The organism is Citrobacter sp. Cu233, assembly GCF_030332225.1.
GTDB lineage: Bacteria > Pseudomonadota > Gammaproteobacteria > Enterobacterales > Enterobacteriaceae > Citrobacter.
This window is the reverse complement of sequence record NZ_JAOWIF010000028.1, coordinates 248,130-271,852: the sequence shown is the minus strand read 5'-3', so window position 1 is coordinate 271,852 and position 23,723 is coordinate 248,130. Positions and strand designations below refer to the sequence as shown.

Sequence of the window (23,723 nt, the reverse complement as noted above, 5' to 3'; positions counted from 1 at the left end):
TTACTTCTGGAACCATTTGTTATAGATGGTTTCGTAAGTCCCATCTTTCTTCACTTTTTCCAGCGCAGCGTTAAATTTCTGCTGCAGCTCGGTATTACCCTGGCGCACAGCAATGCCCAGACCGGTACCGAAGTAATCTTTGTCCGTCACTTTATCGCCAACGGCAGCCAGTTTCGGGTTGTCTTTCAGCCATTCCGTTACCACTGCGGTATCACCAAAGACGCCATCAATACGACCGTTTTGCAGATCCAGTTTGGCATTCTGATAGCTGTCATATGGCACGGTAGTCACTTCCGGATGTTTATCCATGATGAATTTTTGGTGCGTGGTACCGTTCTGTACGCCGACTTTTTTGCCTTTCAGCTGGTCGATGCTGGTGTATTTACCCTGCTGGCCGACAAACAGCGCAGAGTTGTCGTAGTAAGGTGTCGTGAACAGTACCTGCTTTTCACGCTCTGGTGTGATGTCCATACCGGCCATTACCGCGTCAAAACGGCGGAACTTCAGGCTGGGGATCAGGCTGTCGAAGGCCTGATTGGTGAATGTACATGTGGCGTCAATCTCTTTACACAGCGCATTCGCCAAATCAACGTCAAAGCCCACGATCTTGTTATTAGCATCGATGGATTCAAACGGAGGATAGGACGCTTCGGTAGCGAAACGAATGGTTTGGGCTGCGGTAGCGGAAAGACTAAAACCTGCGATTAGCGCGGCAATCAGAACTTTTTTCATTGTATTGTCCCGAATCTTAGTGAGAAAGATAGTTTTTAAACGCTTCGGTTTGCGGGTTGGCAAAGCAGCTCGCATCCCCAAACTCGACGATATGACCGTTTTCCATATACACCACACGACTGGCTGTTTTACGTGCAACTTCCACTTCGTGGGTGACGATCACCTGAGTAATGTTGGTTTCCGCCAGCTCACGAATGATGCTGACGATTTGGGCCGTGATTTCCGGGTCAAGCGCTGCGGTAGGTTCGTCAAACAGCAGCACCTGTGGTTCCATCATCAACGCACGGGCAATCGCCACACGCTGCTGCTGACCGCCGGACAGGTGCAGCGGGTAGCGATCGCTGTAAGGCTTCAGGCGCAGACGCTCAAGCAGTTTTTCAGCACGCGCCAGCGCTTGTTCTTTCGTCAGACCAAGTACGCGGCAGGGCGCTTCAATGAGGTTTTGCTGTACCGTCAGGTGCGGCCATAGATTGTATTGCTGAAAGACCATGCCTACGTTTTGACGCAGCTCACGAATGGCTTTATCTGATGGGGTTTTCGTGAAGTCGAAGCGGTTACCCGCAATAGAGAGCGTGCCCGAGCGCGGCATCTCAAGCAGATTGAGTACACGCAGTAGCGAGCTTTTCCCGGCTCCACTTGGGCCAAGTAACACCAGTGTTTCACCCTGAGGGCAATCCAGCGTGATATCGAACAGCGCCTGATGTGCGCCGTAGAAGCAGTTAATGCCGTTTAATTGAATACTCATTGACACTCGTATACTGGCAGTCTGATAGCTATTGAAGCCGCAGATACTACCTTTGACAGAATAGTTATGCAATATTTATGCGTTAAAAGTTAAATGCGAACCGCATTCTTATCTAAACATAGCACAAAATAGCGGGGTCACCAGTGGGCAAGAATAATTGTCGGCATTCTATGCAGAATGCCAGACAATTTATGGGGGTTATGATTTGGTGAGCTGAATGGGGAGATTAGCGGTTTTCGACGGACTGGCGCAGTGTCCCGGCTGGCGCGTGCACGCTACCGCCCAGATAGCGGACATCGTCAACGACCCAGCACTGGCCTTCGCGGATCATCAACACTTCATCACGCCAGCTTTGGTCGCCCTGTTTAAGCTCTACGCGCAGCGGAATATTGCGTGCATCACTATTCGGAATAGTCGATGCGCTGGCGACGCTGGCGCTGTCCGGTAACGTGGCGCGACTGGAGAACGGATCGCTGTTAAACAGTTCGCGATGCGCGTTATCACGGCTGGCATCGTTCAGCAGTTTAGCCAGGTTGTCGCTGAGGTACGGGCGAAGGGCGGTAATGTCATTGTTTCGATGCTGAATACGGTAATCATAGAATTGTTGAGCCACGCTGTCTGGCCCGCCTTCTACGCATGAACCGCTACGCGTGCCGTTATCTTTATAGACCGGCGTCACGGTAGTACAGGCGCTGAGAAGAAGTGCACAGGGAACCAGCAGAGAGAGTTTCGAGTAGCGCATAATGATTTCCTTATTAGCTTTCTACGATTAGTGTTCTACGTTGATAGAATATATCCTTTCAATGATAGTGGATCGGTTTGATAATGCTTTTGAGATCGTGCTCTTAGCACTATAAGGAGATTAACCATGCAGTTTTCGACCACCCCTACACTTGAAGGGCAGAGCATCGTGGAATACTGCGGTGTGGTAACCGGTGAAGCTATTCTGGGTGCAAATATCTTCCGCGATTTCTTTGCGGGTATCCGTGATATCGTCGGCGGGCGCTCCGGCGCATATGAAAAAGAACTACGTAAAGCGCGTGAAATTGCCTTCCAGGAACTCGGTGAACAAGCCAAAGCATTGGGCGCTGATGCGGTTGTCGGTATCGATATTGATTACGAGACGGTCGGGAAAGATAGCAGTATGCTGATGGTAAGCGTCAGCGGTACCGCGGTAAAAACTCGCCGATGAACCGTCTGCTGTGGTTGCTGGCGTTCACGCTGCTGTTGACCGGGTGTGCCGGCGAGAAAGGGGTTATCGATAAAGACGGGTATCAGTTAGATACCCGCCGTCAGGCTCAGGCGGCCTATCCACGCATTAAGGTGTTGGTTATTCATTACACCGCAGATGATTTTGATTCATCGCTGGCTACGCTGACGGATAAAAACGTCAGTTCACATTATTTGATCCCGGCAGTGCCGCCGTTGTATCACGGCAAGCCGCGTATCTGGCAACTGGTCCCGGAAAAAGATTTGGCCTGGCATGCGGGGATTAGCTTCTGGCGTGGCGCCACGCGCATCAACGACACATCGATTGGTATTGAGCTGGAAAACCGCGGCTGGCAAAAGTCGGCGGGAACGAAATATTTCACCCCGTTTGAAGCAACACAAATCCAGGCGCTGATCCCGCTGGCAAAGGATATTATTGCCCGTTACGACATCAAGCCACAAAACGTCGTGGCTCATGCGGATATTGCGCCACAGCGTAAAGATGATCCCGGTCCCCTGTTTCCGTGGCGTGAGCTGGCAGCGCAAGGTATTGGCGCGTGGCCGGATGCGCAGCGCGTCACGTTTTATCTCGCCGGACGTGCGCCTCATACGCCGGTAGATATCGCCCCGTTGCTTGATGTGTTGTCGCGCTATGGCTACGACGTTAAACCTGAAATGACGCCACGTGAACAACAACGGGTGATTATGGCGTTCCAGATGCACTTCCGTCCGGCGTTGTGGAACGGCGTGGCGGATGCTGAAACCCAGGCGATTGCCGAGGCGTTACTGGAGAAATACGGGCAGGGTTAACGCAGATCACCGATGCCTGATGGATCTAGCCAACGGTTAGTTCGGGCAGGTATGTAAGCCGGATAAGGCGCTTGCGCCGCCATCCGGCAATGGCAACCCGCTTAACGTGGTAACTTGCCGTGGTCGCGCAACCAGGCCGCGGTACGTTCAATCCCTTCGTCCAGCGTGACTACGGGCTGATAGCCTAACTCCTCCTGAGCGCGCGTTGTATCCAGCGTAAAATCAAAATTAAGCTTCGACACACCGTAATGCGTGAGTTTGGGTTCTTTAGCCGATTTATTACCAAGACGCTCCATGCTGCGGGCGATCATGTCCAGCATCGGATAAGGAACCGAACGAATACGGCAATCAATATTCAGCTCATCAATGAGCTTCTGCACGATGCTGCGCAGGGTGCGATGCTCGCCGTTGGTAATGTTATAGGCACGACCTGACGGCAGTTTATCGCAGGTTGTCTGACTTGCCAGCCACATCGCATGCACCGCGTTCTCGTAGTAGGTCATATCTACCAGCGCACTTCCGCCGTGCGGCAACAGAATGCTGCCGTAGTGATGCATCATATGCGCCAGACGCGGGATAAACACTTTATCATGAGGGCCGAACAGACTTTGCGGACGCAAGACCGTAAAACGGGTCTGCGGGTTGGCCTGCGCTAACAGCGCAATAACCTCTTCACCAGCGGCTTTGCTGCGGGCGAATTCGTTGGCGAAGCGATGTGGGCGGAAGTCCTCTTTGATATCACGATGGTGGTGATAGTCAAAATACAGTGATGGAGAGGAGATATGAATAAAGTTACGCACACCCCAGGCAACGGCCCACTCGCCCAGACGACGGGTAGCACGGACGTTGGCCAGATCGAAGGCTTCCTGCGTGCCCCACGGTGAGGTGAAACTGGAGCAGTGCCATAGTGTGTCGATACCTGCGAGCATCACTTTTGCCTGCGAAGAGACCAGCTCGGTCAGATCCGCATGGACAAATTCTGCCCCCATTTTTTCCAGCAGCTTACCCATCGCTTCGTTGCGACCGGTGGCTCTGACGCTGATGCCTTTTCTGCACAAAAACTCAACCGCGTTTCGGCCCAAGCCGCTGGTGGCTCCGGTAACCAGTACCTTCATATCAATCCACTGTGTTTAAAAAACGTCGTGCGCATTCTTCCGTGAAATACGCTCGTATGCAATGGGAAACATGAAAGAATACAGTCTCTTTTTATCATTAGTCTGTGATTTGTTCTGCAAGTTTGGCAATACGCTTCGCCATCCCTCTGAAAATGAACAAGTGCGCCGGGATCATCAATAGCCAATAGAAGAGACCGGGCATCCCGTGCGGGTGCCACCATGCCCGGACATCAATGCGTCGGTGATCGTCTTTTTCTTCCAGCGTAAAGCTCAGGCGACCGAGGCCAGGGGCCTTCATGCCAAACAGCAGAGTAAGCTGCTTTTCCGGTTCAACGATGATGACTTTCCAGCTATCAACGGTATCACCAACCTGCAAAAATGGGTGTTGGGGCCGACCTTTCGCCAGCTTGTGACCTACTAACAGGTCTAACGCCGCACGTGTCTTCCACAAAATGTTGCCAAAGAAATAACCTTCTTTACCACCGAGCCGGTTCACGACCTGCCACAACGCTTTCCGGCTGGCGGAGGTCTCCACGCTAAAACCGGCTTGTTTGGCAAAATACCCATATTCAGGACGCCAGCGTGCAAAAGCCTGAGCGTCGTAACCCCAGTCGCTGGAGTTGACCAGCTTCTCTTCTTCTTTGAGTGTGCTGCGTACCGCATCGTCAAAGGCGATAAGCTTTTGGGGTATCAATGTCCTCAGTTCAGTGTCATCGGCCAGCAGATCGTGTTTCAGACCCTGTATCAGCGCTTTTGCGGTGGTGGGGGGAACCGAAGTGATGACATTTAAAAACCAGACCGAGATCCAACGGGTCGGAAAGGGGATAGGGACCAACAGCCGATGCTTACCGCTGACGGCCATAAAGTGCTCAAACTGCTCCTGGTAGCTTAATACCTGCGGGCCTGCTGCTTCGAGTACGCGGTGTTTGCTTGCCGGATGATCCAACAACGCCACCAGGTAATACATCAGGTTTTCCAGCGCGATAGGCGTGGTGCGAGAGCGTACCCAGCGTGGCGGGGTTAACACAGGTAGGTTATAGACCATGTCGCGCATGACTTCAAACGCAGCGGAACCCGCGCCAACGATAATGCCTGCTCGTAGCTCAGTCACCGGTACACCGGATTCGCGCAGCGTATCTGCGGTAATCTGGCGCGCACGCAGGTGATCGGACTGCTCATGTCTGGGAGCCTGCAATGAGCTCAGGAAGATCAGTTGTTTGACCGGGGTGGTACGCAGCGCATCGCGCACGTTTTCTGCGACCAGGCGCTCATGGGCAATAAAGTCGCCCCCTTCGCCCATGCCATGAACCAGATAGTAAACGGTATCAATACCCGCCAGCAGCGGCGGCAAAGTATCCGGTACATTTAAATCGATCTTATGACAGTTAACGTTGGTCAGTTGCTGCTTTTCCAGCCGCTCAATGCGACGTGCCGCAGCCAGCACCTGATGCCCTTGCTGGCCGAGTGCCTGAACCAGATGCTGACCAATGTAGCCACTGGCACCAAGAACTAAAATCCGTTGCGGCACGCCTGACTCCTTAGTGGGTTAAAAAAGCGCGCCAGTGGGCGACGACTTCAGCAAGCTGTGCACGTGACACGTCCAGATGCATCACCAGGCGCACAATCGGGGAGGCGTTAATCAGCACGCCATGTGCCTTCATATACTCGCCCAGTGCTGTGGCATGTTCTTCGCCAACACGGATAAACAGCATGTTGGTGTCGTGACGCAGGACATCCGCTCCCGCTTCACGCAGTTGCTCTGCCATCCAGGCCGCGTTGTCGTGGTCATCTTGTAAGCGCGCGACGTTATTTTTCAGTGCATACAGTCCGGCAGCCGCCAGAATCCCGGCCTGACGCATTCCGCCGCCGGTCATTTTGCGCCAGCGAATCGCGCGTTTGATGTAGTCATGACTGCCGACCAGCAGTGAACCCACTGGCGTTCCCAGACCTTTGGAAAGGCAAATTGTGAACGAGTCGCAGTATTGAGTAACGTCTTTTAACTCACAGCCATAGGCGACGATGGCGTTAAAAATTCGTGCACCATCAACGTGCAGGGCAAGGTTTCGCTCACGGGTAAATTCCCAGGCATCCTTCAGGTACTCACGTGGCAACACTTTACCGTTGTGGGTGTTTTCCAGACTGAGCAGGCGCGTGCGGGCAAAATGAATATCGTCGGCTTTGATTTTTGCGGCTACTTTGTCCAGTGGCAGAGAACCGTCTGGGGCAGCATCAATAGGCTGGGGTTGGATACTTCCGAGCACTGCGGCGCCGCCCGCTTCATATAAGTAGTTATGAGCACCCTGACCGGCGATATATTCCTCGCCGCGCTGGCAATGGCTGAGTAACGCAACCAGATTAGCCTGGGTGCCGGTAGGCAGGAAAATAGCAGCTTCTTTGCCAGAAAGTTCAGCGGCGTAGTGCTGAAGGGCGTTAACGGTAGGGTCATCTCCGTAAACATCGTCCCCGACCGGGGCTGCCATCATCTCTTCCAGCATGGCGCGACTCGGGCGGGTGACGGTATCACTGCGTAAATCAATCACGGGCATTCCTTTTTAAGTGAGGTAATGCCCTCTGTTTTACCTGAGCCAGTTAGTTTTCGCCAGTTCGATCACTTCATCACCGCGTCCACTGATGATCGCGCGCAGCATATACAGGCTAAATCCCTTCGCTTGTTCGAGTTTTATTTGTGGTGGAATGGCGAGCTCTTCTTTCGCCACAACGACATCGACCAGCACGGGACCATCAATTGACATGGCGCGTTGCAGGGCCTCATCGACCTCAGAGGATTTCTCTACGCGGATGCCGGTAATACCACAGGCTTCGGCAATCCGTGCGAAGTTGGTGTCGTGTAGTTCCGTCCCGTCTGTCAGATAACCGCCTGCCTTCATCTCCATTGCCACAAAACCCAGTACGCTGTTGTTGAACACGATTATCTTCACCGGGAGCTTCATTTGTACAACCGAGAGAAAATCGCCCATTAACATGCTGAAGCCACCATCGCCGCACATCGCGACGACCTGACGACCTGGTTCAGTCGCCTGCGCACCCAGCGCTTGTGGCATGGCGTTTGCCATTGAACCGTGGTTAAACGATCCTAGCAGACGGCGTTTACCGTTCATTTTCAGATAGCGGGCGGCCCACACTGTCGGTGTGCCCACATCACAGGTAAAGATTGCGTCGTCCGCGGCAAAATGGCTGATTTGTTGTGCCAGATATTGTGGATGAATGGCTTTATCGCTGGGTTTGGCTAAATCATCCAGCCCTTTGCGTGCATCGCGATAGTGTTCCAGCGCTGTGTCCAAAAACTGCCGATCGGTTTTTTCTTCTACCTGTGGAAGCAGGGCGCGAAGCGTGGATTTAATATCCCCCACCAGCGCCATATCCACTTTACTGTGTGCGCCAATGCTCGCCGGGTTGATATCAATCTGGATAATTTTGGCATCGGTAGGGTAGAACGGACGATAAGGGAACTGAGTGCCGAGTAAGATCAGCGTGTCGGCATTCATCATGGTATGGAACCCGGAAGAAAAGCCGATTAATCCGGTCATACCGACGTCGTAAGGGTTGTCGTATTCAACGTGTTCTTTACCACGCAGAGCGTGAACAATCGGGGCTTTGATTTTAGCGGCAAATTCGACCAGCTCTTTATGTGCCCCGGCACAACCGCTGCCGCACATCAGGGCAATGTTGCGGGAATAACGCAGCAGTTGCGCCAGCTTTTTAATTTCTTCTTCTGCTGGCGTAACCACCGGCAGCGGTGCGTGATACCAGTGCGTACTGGCGCTTTCCGGCGCGGGTTTCAGCGCGACGTCGCCAGGTAAGACGACTACCGAGACACCGCGGTTTAATACGGCTTTTCGCATCGCAATCGCCAGTACCTGGGGGATCTGCTCAGGACTGGAAACCAGCTCGCAATAATGGCTACATTCGCGGAACAACTCCTGCGGGTGGGTCTCCTGAAAATAACCACTGCCTATCTCACTGGAAGGAATATGTGCCGCAATTGCCAGCACCGGGACATGGTTGCGGTGGCAATCAAACAGGCCGTTAATCAGGTGCAGGTTTCCCGGTCCGCATGAACCGGCACAAACGGCCAGTTCACCGGTCAGTTGGGCTTCTGCCCCTGCGGCAAAAGCGGCAACCTCTTCATGGCGGGTTGGCATCCAGTCAATCGTTCCCATACGATTCAGACTATCGCTGAGGCCATTCAGTGAGTCGCCCGTCACACCCCAAATACGTTTAACGCCAGCTTGTTCAAGGGTTTTAGCAATAAAAGCAGCAACCGTTTGTTTCATGGTTTTCCATCTCCTTTAATGTGATACCGGTTACAAGTTTAGATGAAGATAATAGTTATGCTTCTCATTACCCCCTTATTTTCGGCAGCTTACATTTCACGAAAATAAAGCGTAGTTTGGCATAAGACATGGTAAAACAAGGAACGAATTCAAATGGTTACAAGACTATTAAATGCAGTTAACCGGATGCTGACGCACGAGGATTTTGGCAAGTTTTTGTTACGCCTTGCTGTTGGCGGGCTGATGCTGTTCCATGGACTGCATAAACTGTTCGCGGGTATTGATGGCATCAGTGGCATGCTGATAGCGAAAGGATTCCCCGGCTTTATTGCTTACGGTGTCTTGCTGGGGGAGGTTGTTGCGCCTTGCCTGATTATTCTTGGGATCCTGACACGCCCGGCGGCATTAGGGCTGGCGTTTACAATGATTGTGGCGTGGCTGATGGTCGGGATGGGAGAAACCTGGTCTCTGGACAAAACCGGTGCCTGGGCGATTGAGAGTCTGGTGTACTTTTTTATTGGCGCGATGGCGGTGGCGTTTCTGGGCGCAGGAAAATATGCCCTGGGCGGCAATTCAGCCTGGCGGTGATAAATGGCCGGATGACGGTATTAATACTTTGTCCGGCCTACAACGGTTCTTGTAGACCGGATAAGTATGCCATCCGGCAGTGACTATTTACGCAAGTACCAGATCGCCCTGCGGATGACAGGAACAAGCCAGAACGTAACCTTCCGCAATTTCTGCATCGGTCAGCGTCATGGTGCTGCTGACCGTATAGTTACCATCAACCACTTTGGTTTTGCAGCAACCACACACGCCTGCGCGACAGGCGGCAACGACCGGAACCTTATTGCTTTCCAGTGCTTCCAGTAGCGTTGTGCCAACCGGCGCATAGAACTCTTGTGCGGGTTGCAGCTTGGTAAACTTCAGGCCGCTGGTTGCCGCTTCGGCCACCGGAGTGAAGAACTGCTCTTTAAAGAAGCGTGTTACGCCAAGCGCTTTCACTTCTTTTTCGACCAGATCCATATACGGGGCCGGGCCACAGGTCATCACGGTACGTGAGGTCAGATCCGGGACGTTCTTCAGCAGTTCGGTGGTCAGTCGACCGGAAACAAAACCCTGAGTGGCATTGTTTTCAGCGACTAATGTCACCGGATACTCACGCCATTCATCGGCAAAGATGACATCTTCTGGCGAGCGAACGTTGAAAATCACCTGCACGTCGGCTTGTGGACGGTACTTCGCCAACCAGCGACGCATCGACATGATTGGCGTTACGCCACAGCCGGCAGCCAGCATCAGGAACTTGTCTTCGGCTTTATCTTCACAGGTAAATTCACCCATGGCATCGGACAGCCAGATGTAGTCGCCGCGCTTCACGTCGCGGGTTAACCACTGAGAACCTGCACCGTCGTCAATGCGGCGGATGGTCAGCGTGATGTACTCGCTTACGCCCGGCGTTGAAGAGATAGTGTAAGCACGCAGCGTATCCGCTGAGTTACGTACGCTGACCAGTGCATACTGCCCGGCACGATAGGGATAATAGTCGTGGCATAGCAACGAAATTGTCCACACATCCGGCGTTTCCTGATGGATGTGATGAACCTGCATCCGCCACGGGCACTGATGGGTTGGCATTGTCATTCTTTACTCCTTACGCGCTCAGCAACTGCTTCATGTCTTCTTCAACGGTGGTCACGGAACGCAGACCAAATTTCTCGTTGAGTACAGCCAGCAGATCGGGTGTGAAGAAGCCAGGTGCCGTTGGGCCAGTCACGATGTTTTTCACACCCAGAGACAGCAGGGTCAGCAGAATAACAATTGCTTTCTGTTCGAACCAGGAGAGCACCAGAGACAGGGGCAGGTCGTTCACGCCACAGCCCAGTTTCTCAGCCAGAGTGACGGCCAGGATAATGGCAGAGTAGGCATCGTTACACTGACCGGCATCGACCAGACGCGGCAGACCTTCGATATCGCCGAATTCCAGTTTGTTGAAACGGTATTTACCACAGGCCAGCGTCAGGATCAGGCAGTCGTCCGGTACGCTGGTGGCGAAGTCGGTAAAGTAGTTACGTTCGCCGCGTGCACCGTCGCAGCCGCCAACCAGGAAGATGTGACGCAGTTTTTCGCGGCTCACCAGGTCGATCAGCGTATCAGCGGCACCCAGCAGCGTCTGACGACCGAAACCGACGGTGATCAGATGAGGAATTTCGCTGTACGGGAAGCCAGCCATCTGCTGCGCCTGAGCAATAACCGGACCGAAATCATCACCTTCGAGGTGGCTCACACCCGGCCAACCGACGATGCTACGGGTCCAGATGCGGTCATCATATGCGCCAACGGTTGGGTCGATGATGCAGTTAGAGGTCATGACGATTGGGCCAGGGAAACGAGCAAATTCAACCTGCTGGTTCTGCCAGCCGCTGCCGTAGTTACCGATCAGGTGTTTGAACTTACGCAGTTCCGGGTAGCCATGTGCTGGTAGCATTTCACCGTGGGTATAGACGTTAACGCCGGTACCTTCGGTCTGCTCCAGCAGGTTGTACAGATCTTTCAGGTCGTGACCGGAGATCAGGATGCATTTGCCTTCGGTTGCTTTCACGTTGACCTGGGTTGGTGTTGGGTGACCGTATTTGGTGGTTTCACCGGCATCCAGAATGCTCATCACTTTAAAGTTCATCTGGCCGATTTCCATTGAGCACTCCAGCAGAGCGTTCATATCGGAAGGCCAGGTACCCAGCCACGCCATGATCTTGTGGTACTGCGCGTAGATATCGTTGTCGTACTGACCGAGAACGTGTGCGTGCTCCATGTAAGCTGCCGCACCTTTCAGGCCGTACAGGCACAGCAGACGCAAGCCGAGAATGTTCTCGCCGATGGTCGCTTTGTCTTTATTCGGGGTGAATTCAGCGGCCTGACGTTGCAGGTCGCCCAGATCGTCGCTGACCAGTTGCAGGTCGGCCATCGGGTTTTCAACCGTTGCGTTAGCATCAATGTTCAGGCATTGCGCTTTCAGTGCATCGCGCATGGCGATAGCTTCACGAGCATAGCCAACAATACGCGGGGAATCGAAGTTAACGTTGGTCAGCGTAGAGAAGAATGCACGCGGCGCGAAGTTATCGACGTCATGGTCGATGATGCCGTATTCACGCGCTTTAACAGCCCATGCAGACAGACCTTGTAGGGAAGCAATCAGCAGATCCTGCAGATCGGAGGTTTCAGCAGTTTTACCGCACATACCCTGCGCGTAAGAGCAGCCGTTTCCTGCCGGAGTACGGATGGTTTGTTCACATTGCACACAAAACATGGTCACACCTTTTAAAGTTATATTTGATATACATGTTTAAGGTTATGCCTGCGCGCGAAGGGATTAAAGGGATTTCTGATACAACTTGCAGGGAGATTGATTTAGCGCAATTTTGGCGGTAGCTGACTACCGCCAGAGAGGTATTTGTCTGTGTATCAGGCGGAGAAAAAGGCCATTAACAGAGGTACTAACAGGCTAAGAATAAAGCCGTGCACAATGGCTGCGGGAACCATCTCCAGACCGCCACTGCGTTGCAAGACGGGCAGCGTGAAATCCATTGATGTCGCCCCGCAAAGACCCAATGCGGTTGAACGACTGCGGACCACCAGTCCAGGGATCAGCATAATGGCAATCAACTCACGCGCCAGGTCGTTAAAAAAGGCGGCGCTGCCAATTACTGGACCGAATGATTCGGTCAACAAAATGCCTGACAGGGAATACCAGCCGAAACCCGATGCCATCGCCAGTGCGGTTTTCAACGGCAGGCCGAGGATCAGCGCATTAATGACGCCGCCCAGCAGAGAACTGGCCACTACGACGACGGCAACAATCATGCCCCGACGGTTCAGTACGATCTGCTTTAATGTCATACCACTGTTTCGCAGTTGGATCCCAACCAGGAATAATAAAAAGATCAGCGTATATTCGCTGGCTTCGGTCGCGTGCTGCAGCATCGACAATCCGGTAAGCCCCAACAGAAAACCCAGCACCACGACGCCGCAAAGCTGTAGCGACTCAAGCGCCATCGCGATTCGGGAGGGGAGCTTCTCTTGTTGGTGGCTGTGTCGCCAGGGGAGTGAGCGCTCCAGCCACAGCAGCGCTGCGATATTACACAGCAGAATGACCGTCACACTGACGGCAGAATAATAAAAAATGGATAACAGATTACTGGCGAGATTATCCAGAAACGCCAGACTGATCCCCATAAAAAAGAGAATAAGGTAGACGATCCAACTTAACAGCCGGTTGATGAGTTTTAATGCGGCTCTGTGTCGAAGCGGAATGAGGTAACCCACAATAAGGGGGACCAGAATGATTAACAGTCCTGAAAACATGAAAACCAGATCCTTGCTGAGAAGTAAGACGAAATGCGCCTGCACACACTACTGAAAGCAAAGAGGGGAGTAAAGTTGCAAATTAAAGGAAATATAGCGGGGGGAAAAAAGGCCTGACAGTTCATCAGGCCTTGTTGTTAGCGATTAATCACGTTTTTCCAGCAGGGTGCGGTAAATAAGACCGCCGACGATCCCGCCGATAATCGGCATAACCCAGAATAACCAAAGCTGTTGTAATGCCCAGCCACCCTGGAAGATAGCAACCGCGGTGCTACGTGCCGGGTTTACGGAGGTATTGGTGACCGGGATACTGATCAGGTGAATCAACGTTAAGGCAAGACCGATTGCAATTGGCGCAAAACCTGCCGGAGCATGTTTATCGGTCGCACCATGGATCACTAATAAGAAACCTGCGGTCAGGACGATTTCAATTACGATGGCAGAAAGCATGGAATATCCGCCAGGCGAATGCTCTCCGTAACCGTTTGAGGCGAAACCACTGGCTGCTGCATCAAAACCGGCTTTGCCGCTGGCAATGAGATAAAGTACCGCTGCTGCTACAATGCCGCCCACAACCTGAGCAATAACATAACCAATAACGTCTTTCGCCGGGAAGCGACCACCAGCCCATAAGCCGAATGTCACTGCCGGGTTAAAATGGCCACCTGAAATATGACCCACAGCGAATGCCATGGTTAATACTGTCAGACCAAACGCTAGGGCGACACCGGCAAACCCAATACCTAACTCCGGGAAAGCCGCGGCCAGAACGGCACTACCACACCCACCAAAAACAAGCCAAAACGTGCCGAAGAACTCGGCTGCTAATTTCCTGAACATAACCACCTCAATTAAAAGTTCCGGGTTAGTTTTTCTATCCCGGTATTTCATCGCTAAAAGGGACGATGATTAAAGAGCGCTTATTCTAGAAAAAAATCTCATCCCTTCGCCACTTAAATTAATAAAAAAATTTGATTTAAGGCAATATGATGCGAATCCTTTTTGGATTTCAGGTGAATAAAGCATAGTTCAGTTATCAGAAATCGGATTATTGACGTCTAAAATTATATTCAAAAGTAATTTTTAAAGAGAATATTCTTAACTCTTCGATTTATCTGCGGATGATATCGGGTGTTCTGAGCACTCGCTTACCGTTATACTCCTGATAACTTGAAGGAAAAAGTGAGCATTTCCGGAGGCTATATGATTCTCGAACGCGTTGAGATTGTTGGGTTTCGTGGTATTAATCGGCTGTCGTTGATGCTGGAGCAGAACAACGTGCTGATTGGGGAGAACGCGTGGGGTAAGTCCAGCCTGCTGGATGCGTTAACCCTGCTGTTGTCGCCAGAGTCGGATTTGTACCACTTTAACCGCGAAGATTTCTGGTTCCCGCCGGGTGATATCCTGGGCCGGGAACATCATCTGCATATTGTCCTGACGTTTCGTGAATCTCAACCGGGTCGCCATCGTGTGCGCCGATATCGCCCGTTAGAAGCGTGCTGGTCGATGTGCCCCGATAACTATCACCGTATTTTCTATCGACTGGAAGGTGAGTGCGCTGATGACGGCAGCGTCCTGACATTACGCAGTTTCCTTGATGGCGAAGGCCACCCGTTACCCCTCGACAATATTAACGATCAGGCGCGTCATCTGGTGCGTTTGATGCCAGTATTACGTTTACGTGATGCGCGTTTTATGCGGCGGATCCGTAATGGCACGGTGCCGGATTCAGCGGATGTTGAAGTGACTGCGCGTCAACTGGATTTTATGGCGCGTGAGTTGGCCACCCGACCGCAGAATCTGACGGATGGGCAGATTCGCCAGGGGCTCTCAGCGATGGTTCAACTGCTGGAGCACTACTTTTCGGAACAAGGTTCTGGCCAGTCCCGCTATCGTCTGATGCGCCGACGCTCCAACAACGAGCAACGCAGCTGGCGTTATCTGGATATTATCAACCGTATGATTGATAAACCTGGAGGGCGCACGCACCGTGTGATTCTGCTGGGGCTGTTTTCCACGCTATTACAGGCCAAAGGGTCGCTAAGGCTGGATAAAGACGCTCGTCCGTTGCTACTGGTAGAAGATCCTGAAACGCGGTTACACCCCATTATGTTGTCTGTTGCCTGGCAACTGTTGAACCTGCTTCCCCTGCAGCGAGTGACGACGACCAACTCTGGTGAATTGTTGTCACTCACGCCCGTGGAACATGTTGTCCGACTGGTACGAGAATCTTCCCGTGTTGCCGCCTGGCGACTGGGACCGGGAGGACTCAATGCGGAAGATGGGCGGCGCATTGCCTTCCATATCCGTTTTAATCGGGCGTCTTCACTGTTTGCCCGTTGCTGGCTGTTGGTGGAGGGCGAAACAGAAACATGGGTCATCAACGAGCTGGCTCGTCAGTGCGGGCATCACTTTGATGCTGAAGGGATTAAAGTCATTGAATTTGCCCAATCGGGGCTTAAACCACTGGTGAAGTTTGCTCGCCGGATGGGAATTGAATGGCATGTGCTGGTTGATGGCGATGAGGCGGGGAAAAAGTATGCGGCCACGGTACGCAGCCTGTTGAACGATGACAAAGAGGAAGAGCGTGAGCATTTGACCATGTTACCCGCGCTCGACATGGAACATTTTATGTACCGCCAGGGGTTCTCGGATGTTTTTCATCGGGTGGCGCAAATACCGGAAAATGTGCCGATGAATATGCGGAAAATTATAGCGAAGGCGATCCATCGCTCGTCAAAACCGGATCTGGCGATTGAAGTGGCGATGGAAGCGGGGCGACGCGGTGTTGAAGCGGTACCAACGTTGCTGCGGAAAATGTTTTCCCGCGTGCTGTGGTTAGCACGCGGGCGAGCGGATTAGCGGCGGAACATAACTGATAACTGCGAGTGGATACTGTCGAGTAACTGATAGCGGCGGCGATATTCCGCGCGCTTCTTACTGGCAATATCGGCTTCGCTTTTACGCGCCAGCGTACGCGGAATATGATAGTAGCCATTGCTGTCACATTCGCCGCCAACTGACTCCCAAAATGAATTGTAGTCAGAATGAATAACCTTGTTTTTATCATGGTAACGCTGGCTGCGAAAAATATGCTGGTCACTACTGACTGCCAGTACCTGTTCAATATTCAATTGTTCTGCAAAACGACAAATAGCTTCCATTACAATGCGTTTAGGAAACAAACCGTGGCATGATTTCGTCGCTTTTTGAATTTCTTCGTGCGGCATTAATCGGTTACCCCCCTGCAAGCCACCAATAAAAAGCGCGCTGCGCCCTTCATAGTTGCACAGGGTGAAGGTCATTTCTGCTAATGTCTCGCCCTCACTATTACGGACAAGAATGGTACTTTCACCTTCTTTATCGAGGGCAATAAATGAGGACATGATAATGGTGTATATTGCGCTATCTTTGCCTTCAATTTGTGCCAGTTGTAACCCATCTGCACTTAAATAATCATTAAACTCTTTCGATGAAAAAGCGTTGCGAAAAACATTGTAATGAAAACGCACGGCATCGAGTTTTGCTTTACGGTCAAGGTTGACTGCGAGATACGCGCGATGCAGACGAACCGGTATACGGGGTTGTATCGCGAGAATTTCTTCAAGATCCGGCCATTGCGCCAGCTCAGCCATCCACTCACGTGTCAATCGTGGCATCAGCAATGAGCGCCATACAAACTTACGGCGAAAGCTTCGTTGATGCCAAAATTTACCTGGCCGCCATTGTCCGGTTGTCAGACGACAAAAAAGACTAAAACTTGTGGCAGGTCTGGAAGAATGAAAAGTGCTTTCTGTTAGCTGGCTCATAATAACAATCCAATAGATACTCTGATACTAATTTCAGCACAGCGGACCTTAACGGTTCATCAATAACTCTGTTATTCTTTGCACTTTTCAACGCCTGTTAATTTATCGTTGATGTTTATCACTCCACTCTGGTGGGCGTATTGGGGGACACTGGGACATTTTATGAAGCTCAAGGGAAAAATTAAAAAACGTTATTTTCTCCTCGCCATCATCATTATTGTGGCGATGATTTCACTTTGGCGAACGCTTAATGCGCCACTACCTCAGTATCAAACGTTAATTGTACGTCCAGGCGATCTCCAGCAAAGTGTGCTGGCCACCGGGAAACTGGATGCGTTACGCAAAGTTGATGTTGGTGCACAGGTGAGTGGGCAGTTAAAAACGCTGTCAGTAGCTATTGGCGATAAGGTTAAAAAAGATCAGTTGCTCGGCGTTATCGATCCTGAGCAGGCACAAAACCAAATCAAAGAAGTTGAAGCGACGCTCATGGAGCTGCGGGCTCAGCGTTTGCAGGCTGAAGCTGAGTGGAAACTGGCACGCGTAACGCTTTCTCGTCAGCAACAACTGGCGAAAACGCAGGCGGTTTCGCAGCAGGATCTCGACACGGCAGCGACCGAGATGGCGGTCAAACAGGCACAGATTGGCACTATTGATGCACAAATAAAGCGTAATCAGGCTTCCCTTGATACGGCAAAAACGAACCTCGATTACACGCGGATCGTCGCGCCAATGGCGGGTGAAGTGACACAAATCACCACCCTCCAGGGGCAAACCGTCATTGCCGCCCAGCAGGCGCCCAACATTTTGACGTTGGCAGATATGAGCACCATGCTGGTAAAAGCGCAGGTCTCCGAGGCAGATGTTATTCACCTGCAGCCGGGCCAAAAAGCCTGGTTTACTGTGTTGGGCGATCCGCAGACACGGTATGAAGGCGTGCTCAAAGATGTACTGCCGACGCCTGAGAAGGTGAATGACGCCATTTTCTACTATGCGCGCTTCGAAGTGCCTAACCCGAAGGGGATCCTGCGCCTTGATATGACCGCACAGGTGCACATCCAGCTCACAGACGTTAAAAATGTACTGACGATCCCGCTGGCGGCGTTGGGCGATCCTATTGGCAACAACCGCTATAACGTCCGGCTGCTGCGTAATGGTGAAACTCGTGAGCGCGAAGTGGTCATCGGCGCCCGTAATGATACCGACGTAGAAATTGTGAAAGGGTTGGAAGAGGGTGATGAAGTGATCACCGGTGAGGGTAAAGCGGGAGTAGCACAATGACGGCATTGCTTGAGTTGAGCAATATCCGCCGCAGCTACCCGTCAGGCGAGGGACAGGTCGAGGTATTAAAGGACGTTTCCTTGCGCATTCAGGCCGGCGAAATGGTGGCGATTGTCGGGGCGTCTGGCTCGGGTAAATCGACGCTGATGAACATTCTGGGATGTCTGGACAAGCCGACCAGTGGAACCTATCGGGTTGCGGGGCGGGATGTTTCTACACTGGATAGCGATGCGTTAGCGCAACTGCGGCGTGAGCATTTCGGCTTTATCTTCCAGCGTTATCATTTGCTTTCACATTTAACGGCGGCACAAAATGTTGAAGTTCCGGCGGTGTATGCCGGGACTGAACGTAAGCAGCGTCTGGTTCGTGCTCAGGAATTACTTCAGCGTCTGGGGTTGGGCGACCGAGTTGATTATCAGCCTTCCCAGCTTTCCGGTGGCCAGCAGCAACGTGTCAGTATTGCGCGTGCGTTGATGAACGGGGGTCAGGTCATTCTGGCTGATGAACCCACTGGCGCGTTGGACAGCCACTCCGGCGAAGAGGTGATGGCTATTCTGCATCAGCTACGCGATCGCGGGCATACGGTAATCATCGTCACGCATGACAGCCAGGTTGCCGCCCAGGCAGAACGCGTAATTGAAATTCGTGATGGCGAGATTGTGCGTAATCCACCACCACAAAAGCCCGCTAGCGGACGTGATATTGCTGAACCCGCGGTGACGACGGCTTCTGGCTGGCGTCAGTTTTCCAGCGGCTTTCGTGAAGCATTGACCATGGCCTGGCTAGCCATGGCCGCCAACAAAATGCGTACACTGCTCACAATGCTGGGCATCATCATCGGTATCGCTTCGGTGGTATCGATTGTGGTGGTGGGTGATGCGGCAAAACAACTGGTGCTGGCAGACATCCGAGCGATTGGTACGAATACTATCGATATCTATCCGGGCAAAGATTTCGGTGATGACGATCCACAATATCAGCAGGCGCTGAAGTATGACGATTTAGTTGCGATTCAGAAGCAACCCTGGGTCAGTTCCGTTACGCCTGCGGTATCAAAGAACCTACGCCTGCGCTATGGCAATATTGATGTCGCCGCCAGTGCAAACGGTGTTAGCGGTGATTACTTCAATGTCTATGGCATGACGTTCAGTGAAGGCGCGACCTTTAATGCAGAGCAACTGGCGGGGCGGGCACAGGTGGTGGTGCTCGACAGCAATACCCGACGCCAGTTGTTCCCCAGCAAAGCAAAAGTGGTGGGTGAAGTTATTCTGGTGGGAAATATGCCAGCCACCGTCATTGGCGTTGCGGAAGAAAAACAATCGATGTTTGGCAGCAGTAAGATCCTGCGCGTCTGGCTACCATACAGCACCATGTCAGGACGGATCATGGGGCAATCGTGGTTAAACTCTATTACCGTGCGGGTAAAAGAGGGTTTTGATAGCGCCCAGGCCGAGCAGCAACTCACCCGTCTGTTATCGCTGCGTCATGGCAAAAAAGATTTCTTCACCTGGAACATGGATGGCATCTTGAAAACCGCCGAAAAAACCACACGTACATTACAGCTCTTTCTGACACTGGTAGCGGTGATTTCGCTGGTGGTGGGGGGGATCGGCGTGATGAACATTATGCTGGTATCGGTGACAGAGCGTACGCGTGAAATCGGTATTCGGATGGCAGTGGGAGCGCGGGCCAGCGATGTGCTACAGCAGTTCTTAATTGAGGCTGTGCTGGTGTGCCTGGTGGGAGGCGCGCTCGGTATCAGTTTGTCGATGTTAATTGCCTTTACGCTACAACTGTTCCTGCCTGGGTGGGAAATTGGTTTCTCTCCTGTCGCGCTGTTAACGGCTTTCTTGTGTTCAACCGCCACCGGAATTTTGTTTGGCTGGCTTCCGGCCCGTAATGCCGCGCGTCTGGATCCCGTGGATGCTTTGGCGCGAGAATAACCTGTTGTATTGCATAATAAATAAAAATGCCAGCCTCAGGGGCTGGCATTTTGTCTGCGGGATGTACACAATGAGACAGAAGAGCTATGCGACAGCTTCTGCTTCAATGACGGGCACGATAAGACTGGCATGATTGCCTTTTGGCCCCTGGTGGACATCAAACTGGACAGACTGTCCGGCTTTTAGCGTTCTGTAACCATCCATCTGAATGGTGGAGTAATGGGCGAAGATATCTTCACCACCGCCTTCGGGGCAGATGAAACCAAACCCTTTGGCATTATTGAACCACTTAACAGTACCCGTTTCCATACTTCGACATCCTTCGTAAATCTTATATAAGTAAGATGGAATGAACCGGTGGCGGAGTGGGGGCTGTTCAAAACCTCGCCAACTCTCGAAACTACAATTTAGAGAAATCAGGCGGGGCGTCAAGCGCCAGGCTTGTGGAATCGGGTAAAAATGCATCAAAATTTGAAGCAGTTAACGCTATTGTCGGATATGTGACAGATGTCGCGGATGACACTGATAGATGATAGTTATCTAATAATTGAGGTAGATTGATTATGCGCATAGGCTCTAGTCAGCGGCAAGTTATTCTGCCGGTAACCGTAACTGAAGATGACGACTGACAATGGGTAAGACGAACGACTGGCTGGATTTCGAACAGCTGGCGGAAGACAAATTGCGCGACGCGCTAAAACCGCCATCTATGTATAAAGTGATATTAGTCAATGATGATTACACTCCGATGGAGTTTGTTATTGACGTGTTACAAAAATTCTTTTCTTATGATGTAGAACGTGCAACGCAACTGATGCTTGCCGTTCACTATCAAGGTAAAGCCATCTGCGGCGTATTCACCGCCGAGGTTGCTGAAACCAAAGTGGCGATGGTGAACAAATATGCGAGGGAAAACGAGCATCCGTTGCTGTGTACGCTGGAAAAAGCCTGAATGCAGGCATAAATATTGGGGGAGGTGCCTATGCTCAATCAAGAACTGGAACTCAGTTTAAACATGGCTTTCGCCAGAGCGCGCGAGCACCGACATGAGTTTATGACCGTCGAGCACTTGTTACTGGCGTTGCTCAGTAACCCATCGGCCCGCGAAGCGCTGGAAGCGTGTTCTGTGGATCTGGTGGCGCTCCGTCAGGAACTCGAAGCCTTCATTGAACAAACCACACCCGTATTGCCTGCCAGCGAAGAAGAGCGCGATACTCAGCCGACGTTGAGCTTTCAGCGTGTTTTGCAACGAGCTGTCTTTCATGTTCAGTCTTCCGGGCGCAATGAAGTGACTGGCGCTAATGTGCTGGTTGCTATCTTCAGCGAGCAGGAATCACAGGCGGCCTATCTGCTGCGTAAGCATGAAGTCAGTCGCCTGGACGTGGTGAATTTCATTTCTCATGGCACGCGTAAAGACGAACCGAGTCAGTCTTCTGACTCCGGTAATCAGCCAAATAACGAAGAGCAAGCTGGCGGGGAGGACCGTATGGAGAACTTCACGACTAACCTTAACCAGCTGGCTCGCGTAGGCGGGATTGATCCGCTTATTGGCCGGGAAAAAGAGCTGGAGCGCGCCATTCAGGTACTGTGTCGTCGTCGTAAAAATAACCCACTGCTGGTGGGAGAATCCGGTGTGGGGAAAACGGCGATTGCCGAAGGTCTCGCCTGGCGTATTGTCCAGGGTGATGTGCCGGAAGTGATGGCTGATTGTACGCTGTATTCTCTGGATATCGGTTCATTGCTGGCGGGTACCAAATACCGCGGTGATTTTGAAAAACGCTTTAAGGCGCTGCTGAAGCAACTGGAGCAGGATACTAACAGCATTCTGTTTATCGATGAGATCCACACTATTATCGGTGCGGGGGCGGCATCGGGCGGCCAGGTGGATGCGGCTAACCTGATCAAGCCGCTGCTCTCCAGCGGGAAAATTCGTGTGATAGGTTCAACCACCTATCAGGAGTTCAGCAATATCTTTGAGAAAGACCGTGCGTTAGCGCGTCGCTTCCAGAAGATCGATATCACTGAGCCGTCAGTGGAAGAGACCGTGCAGATTATCAACGGTCTGAAACCGAAGTACGAAGCGCACCATGACGTTCGCTACACCGCCAAAGCGGTACGTGCAGCTGTCGAACTGGCGGTGAAATACATTAACGATCGCCACCTGCCGGATAAAGCGATTGATGTGATTGATGAAGCAGGCGCACGTGCGCGTCTGATGCCGGTCAGCAAGCGCAAGAAAACCGTCAACGTGGCAGATATCGAATCTGTCGTAGCCCGTATTGCGCGGATCCCGGAGAAGAGCGTTTCGCAGAGCGATCGTGATACGCTGAAAAATCTGGGCAACCGTCTGAAAATGCTGGTATTCGGGCAGGATAAAGCCATTGAAGCACTGACCGAAGCGATCAAAATGAGCCGTGCCGGTCTGGGTCATGAGCATAAGCCTGTCGGTTCGTTCCTGTTCGCCGGACCGACTGGCGTCGGTAAGACCGAAGTCACGGTGCAGTTGTCTAAAGCCCTGGGCATCGAACTGCTGCGTTTTGATATGTCCGAATATATGGAACGTCATACTGTCAGCCGCTTGATTGGCGCGCCTCCAGGGTATGTCGGTTTTGACCAGGGCGGCTTGTTGACCGATGCGGTGATTAAACATCCGCATGCTGTACTGCTGCTGGATGAAATTGAAAAAGCGCACCCGGATGTCTTTAACCTGCTGCTGCAGGTCATGGATAACGGTACGCTGACTGACAATAACGGGCGTAAAGCGGATTTCCGCAACGTGGTGCTGGTGATGACGACCAACGCCGGGGTACGTGAAACTGAGCGTAAATCAATTGGGCTTATCCATCAGGACAACAGTACTGATGCGATGGGCGAAATCAAGAAAGTGTTTACGCCGGAATTCCGTAACCGCCTCGACAACATTATCTGGTTCGATCATCTCTCGACTGAAGTGATTCATCAGGTGGTGGATAAATTTATTGTCGAGCTGCAGGTTCAGCTGGATCAGAAAGGTGTCTCTCTGGAAGTGAGTCAGGAAGCACGTAACTGGCTGGCGGAAAAAGGCTACGACCGCGCAATGGGCGCACGTCCGATGACACGAGTGGTTCAGGACAACCTGAAAAAACCATTGGCCAACGAATTGTTGTTTGGTTCGCTGGTGGATGGTGGTCAGGTTACCGTCGCGCTGGATAAAGAAAAAAATGAGCTGACCTATGGTTTCCAGAGTGCGCAAAAGCACAAGCCAGAAGCTGCACATTAATTTCTAATCGCATGATAAACCGGGCGAATGCCCGGTTTTTTTTTCGCCTGATGTCAGACAACAGATGAATGACAGGCAAAAAATAAGCCTGCGTAAGGGAGATTACGCAGGCTAAGGAGGTGGTTCCTGGTACAGCTAGCATTTATGGGTTATGTTTTTCAGCGGA

Annotated in this window: 21 protein-coding genes; 8 read left to right on the top strand and 13 right to left on the bottom strand. The window is 52.0% G+C overall.

Annotation, left to right across the window (positions count from 1 at the left end):
- The 3 genes from artI to OGX95_RS02095 all read right to left on the bottom strand — a co-directional run bounded on the left by artI (position 1) and on the right by OGX95_RS02095 (position 2,219).
- Positions 1 to 732: an arginine ABC transporter substrate-binding protein ArtI gene (artI, locus tag OGX95_RS02105; protein ID WP_003027298.1), complete on the bottom strand. Its 732-nt coding sequence runs from the start codon at positions 730 to 732 to the stop codon at positions 1 to 3.
- 16 nt (positions 733 to 748) lie between these two features.
- A complete protein-coding gene (artP, locus tag OGX95_RS02100) occupies positions 749 to 1,477 on the bottom strand; it encodes an arginine ABC transporter ATP-binding protein ArtP (RefSeq protein ID WP_286628153.1) in 729 nt (242 codons plus the stop codon).
- Positions 1,478 to 1,703: 226 nt separating this feature from the next.
- Positions 1,704 to 2,219 carry a lipoprotein gene (locus OGX95_RS02095; protein WP_200000890.1) on the bottom strand — a complete coding sequence of 172 codons (516 nt, stop codon included), beginning with the start codon at positions 2,217 to 2,219 and terminating at the stop codon, positions 1,704 to 1,706.
- 126 nt (positions 2,220 to 2,345) lie between these two features.
- Between OGX95_RS02095 and OGX95_RS02090 the strand changes: the two genes are divergently transcribed.
- The gene (locus tag OGX95_RS02090) at positions 2,346 to 2,669 is read left to right on the top strand and encodes a heavy metal-binding domain-containing protein (RefSeq protein WP_001160726.1); all 324 of its coding nucleotides are present in this window, start codon (positions 2,346 to 2,348) and stop codon (positions 2,667 to 2,669) included.
- Positions 2,666 to 3,496 (top strand): N-acetylmuramoyl-L-alanine amidase, encoded by an 831-nt coding sequence (locus OGX95_RS02085; RefSeq protein WP_286628152.1) that lies wholly within the window; start codon positions 2,666 to 2,668, stop codon positions 3,494 to 3,496. Before OGX95_RS02090 ends, OGX95_RS02085 begins: the two co-directional genes overlap by 4 nt.
- A gap of 101 nt (positions 3,497 to 3,597) precedes the next feature.
- Here the strand turns inward: OGX95_RS02085 and OGX95_RS02080 are convergent, their stop codons facing one another.
- The 4 genes from OGX95_RS02080 to poxB form a co-directional block, all read right to left on the bottom strand.
- On the bottom strand, positions 3,598 to 4,611 hold the full coding sequence (locus OGX95_RS02080; protein WP_137382225.1) for a 3-beta-hydroxysteroid dehydrogenase: 1,014 nt from the start codon (positions 4,609 to 4,611) through the stop codon (positions 3,598 to 3,600).
- 97 nt (positions 4,612 to 4,708) lie between these two features.
- The gene (locus tag OGX95_RS02075) at positions 4,709 to 6,139 is read right to left on the bottom strand and encodes an SDR family oxidoreductase (protein WP_286628151.1); all 1,431 of its coding nucleotides are present in this window, start codon (positions 6,137 to 6,139) and stop codon (positions 4,709 to 4,711) included.
- A 10-nt stretch (positions 6,140 to 6,149) separates the two neighbouring features.
- A complete protein-coding gene (gene ltaE, locus OGX95_RS02070; protein WP_286628150.1) occupies positions 6,150 to 7,151 on the bottom strand; it encodes a low-specificity L-threonine aldolase in 1,002 nt (333 codons plus the stop codon).
- Positions 7,152 to 7,187: 36 nt separating this feature from the next.
- On the bottom strand, positions 7,188 to 8,906 hold the full coding sequence (poxB, locus tag OGX95_RS02065) for a ubiquinone-dependent pyruvate dehydrogenase (RefSeq protein ID WP_286628149.1): 1,719 nt from the start codon (positions 8,904 to 8,906) through the stop codon (positions 7,188 to 7,190).
- A 153-nt stretch (positions 8,907 to 9,059) separates the two neighbouring features.
- Between poxB and OGX95_RS02060 the strand changes: the two genes are divergently transcribed.
- On the top strand, positions 9,060 to 9,494 hold the full coding sequence (locus OGX95_RS02060) for a DoxX family protein (protein ID WP_286628148.1): 435 nt from the start codon (positions 9,060 to 9,062) through the stop codon (positions 9,492 to 9,494).
- Positions 9,495 to 9,581: 87 nt separating this feature from the next.
- Here OGX95_RS02060 and hcr read toward each other — a convergent pair whose 3' ends face one another.
- The 4 genes from hcr to aqpZ form a co-directional block, all read right to left on the bottom strand.
- A complete protein-coding gene (gene hcr / locus OGX95_RS02055) occupies positions 9,582 to 10,550 on the bottom strand; it encodes an NADH oxidoreductase (protein ID WP_286628147.1) in 969 nt (322 codons plus the stop codon).
- 10 nt (positions 10,551 to 10,560) lie between these two features.
- Entirely contained in the window at positions 10,561 to 12,213 is a 1,653-nt protein-coding gene (gene hcp / locus OGX95_RS02050) for a hydroxylamine reductase (protein ID WP_286628146.1), read from the bottom strand.
- 155 nt (positions 12,214 to 12,368) lie between these two features.
- On the bottom strand, positions 12,369 to 13,268 hold the full coding sequence (locus OGX95_RS02045; RefSeq protein WP_286628145.1) for a LysO family transporter: 900 nt from the start codon (positions 13,266 to 13,268) through the stop codon (positions 12,369 to 12,371).
- A 144-nt stretch (positions 13,269 to 13,412) separates the two neighbouring features.
- Positions 13,413 to 14,108: an aquaporin Z gene (gene aqpZ / locus OGX95_RS02040; RefSeq protein WP_048212061.1), complete on the bottom strand. Its 696-nt coding sequence runs from the start codon at positions 14,106 to 14,108 to the stop codon at positions 13,413 to 13,415.
- 363 nt (positions 14,109 to 14,471) lie between these two features.
- Between aqpZ and OGX95_RS02035 the strand changes: the two genes are divergently transcribed.
- Complete coding sequence (locus OGX95_RS02035) at positions 14,472 to 16,130, top strand: ATP-dependent endonuclease (protein WP_286628144.1); 1,659 nt, start codon at positions 14,472 to 14,474, stop codon at positions 16,128 to 16,130.
- Here OGX95_RS02035 and OGX95_RS02030 read toward each other — a convergent pair.
- Positions 16,127 to 17,077 (bottom strand): VirK/YbjX family protein, encoded by a 951-nt coding sequence (locus OGX95_RS02030; RefSeq protein WP_286628143.1) that lies wholly within the window; start codon positions 17,075 to 17,077, stop codon positions 16,127 to 16,129. The two genes, OGX95_RS02035 and OGX95_RS02030, sit on opposite strands and share 4 nt — an antisense overlap.
- Before the next feature lie 162 nt (positions 17,078 to 17,239).
- Here OGX95_RS02030 and macA point away from each other — a divergent pair, with 162 nt between their 5' ends.
- Positions 17,240 to 18,355, top strand: coding sequence for a macrolide transporter subunit MacA (gene macA, locus OGX95_RS02025; RefSeq protein WP_286628142.1), 1,116 nt, complete (start codon positions 17,240 to 17,242; stop codon positions 18,353 to 18,355).
- Positions 18,352 to 20,298, top strand: coding sequence for a macrolide ABC transporter ATP-binding protein/permease MacB (gene macB / locus OGX95_RS02020; RefSeq protein ID WP_286628141.1), 1,947 nt, complete (start codon positions 18,352 to 18,354; stop codon positions 20,296 to 20,298). The genes macA and macB overlap by 4 nt, the downstream gene beginning before the upstream one ends.
- A gap of 84 nt (positions 20,299 to 20,382) precedes the next feature.
- Here the strand turns inward: macB and cspD are convergent, their stop codons facing one another.
- Positions 20,383 to 20,607, bottom strand: a complete 225-nt coding sequence (gene cspD / locus OGX95_RS02015) for a cold shock-like protein CspD (RefSeq protein ID WP_005128369.1) — start codon at positions 20,605 to 20,607, stop codon at positions 20,383 to 20,385.
- A gap of 322 nt (positions 20,608 to 20,929) precedes the next feature.
- Between cspD and clpS the strand changes: the two genes are divergently transcribed.
- Positions 20,930 to 21,250, top strand: a complete 321-nt coding sequence (clpS, locus tag OGX95_RS02010; RefSeq protein ID WP_005128368.1) for an ATP-dependent Clp protease adapter ClpS — start codon at positions 20,930 to 20,932, stop codon at positions 21,248 to 21,250.
- Positions 21,251 to 21,280: 30 nt separating this feature from the next.
- Positions 21,281 to 23,557, top strand: coding sequence for an ATP-dependent Clp protease ATP-binding subunit ClpA (gene clpA, locus OGX95_RS02005; protein WP_040231864.1), 2,277 nt, complete (start codon positions 21,281 to 21,283; stop codon positions 23,555 to 23,557).
- Positions 23,558 to 23,723 lie beyond the last annotated feature (166 nt).

What these genes read in the sequence shown, in the direction of transcription:
- cspD (WP_005128369.1), bottom strand. Translation starts at nt 20,607, where the DNA reads ATGGAAACGGGTACTGTTAAGTGGTTCAATAATGCCAAAGGGTTTGGT.
- OGX95_RS02095 (WP_200000890.1), bottom strand. Translation starts at nt 2,219, where the DNA reads ATGCGCTACTCGAAACTCTCTCTGCTGGTTCCCTGTGCACTTCTTCTC.
- clpS (WP_005128368.1), top strand. Translation starts at nt 20,930, where the DNA reads ATGGGTAAGACGAACGACTGGCTGGATTTCGAACAGCTGGCGGAAGAC.
- OGX95_RS02060 (WP_286628148.1), top strand. Translation starts at nt 9,060, where the DNA reads ATGGTTACAAGACTATTAAATGCAGTTAACCGGATGCTGACGCACGAG.
- artI (WP_003027298.1), bottom strand. Translation starts at nt 732, where the DNA reads ATGAAAAAAGTTCTGATTGCCGCGCTAATCGCAGGTTTTAGTCTTTCC.
- OGX95_RS02045 (WP_286628145.1), bottom strand. Translation starts at nt 13,268, where the DNA reads ATGTTTTCAGGACTGTTAATCATTCTGGTCCCCCTTATTGTGGGTTAC.
- hcp (WP_286628146.1), bottom strand. Translation starts at nt 12,213, where the DNA reads ATGTTTTGTGTGCAATGTGAACAAACCATCCGTACTCCGGCAGGAAAC.
- OGX95_RS02090 (WP_001160726.1), top strand. Translation starts at nt 2,346, where the DNA reads ATGCAGTTTTCGACCACCCCTACACTTGAAGGGCAGAGCATCGTGGAA.
- hcr (WP_286628147.1), bottom strand. Translation starts at nt 10,550, where the DNA reads ATGACAATGCCAACCCATCAGTGCCCGTGGCGGATGCAGGTTCATCAC.
- aqpZ (WP_048212061.1), bottom strand. Translation starts at nt 14,108, where the DNA reads ATGTTCAGGAAATTAGCAGCCGAGTTCTTCGGCACGTTTTGGCTTGTT.
- OGX95_RS02030 (WP_286628143.1), bottom strand. Translation starts at nt 17,077, where the DNA reads ATGAGCCAGCTAACAGAAAGCACTTTTCATTCTTCCAGACCTGCCACA.
- OGX95_RS02085 (WP_286628152.1), top strand. Translation starts at nt 2,666, where the DNA reads ATGAACCGTCTGCTGTGGTTGCTGGCGTTCACGCTGCTGTTGACCGGG.
- OGX95_RS02080 (WP_137382225.1), bottom strand. Translation starts at nt 4,611, where the DNA reads ATGAAGGTACTGGTTACCGGAGCCACCAGCGGCTTGGGCCGAAACGCG.
- macB (WP_286628141.1), top strand. Translation starts at nt 18,352, where the DNA reads ATGACGGCATTGCTTGAGTTGAGCAATATCCGCCGCAGCTACCCGTCA.
- clpA (WP_040231864.1), top strand. Translation starts at nt 21,281, where the DNA reads ATGCTCAATCAAGAACTGGAACTCAGTTTAAACATGGCTTTCGCCAGA.
- macA (WP_286628142.1), top strand. Translation starts at nt 17,240, where the DNA reads ATGAAGCTCAAGGGAAAAATTAAAAAACGTTATTTTCTCCTCGCCATC.
- artP (WP_286628153.1), bottom strand. Translation starts at nt 1,477, where the DNA reads ATGAGTATTCAATTAAACGGCATTAACTGCTTCTACGGCGCACATCAG.
- OGX95_RS02035 (WP_286628144.1), top strand. Translation starts at nt 14,472, where the DNA reads ATGATTCTCGAACGCGTTGAGATTGTTGGGTTTCGTGGTATTAATCGG.
- poxB (WP_286628149.1), bottom strand. Translation starts at nt 8,906, where the DNA reads ATGAAACAAACGGTTGCTGCTTTTATTGCTAAAACCCTTGAACAAGCT.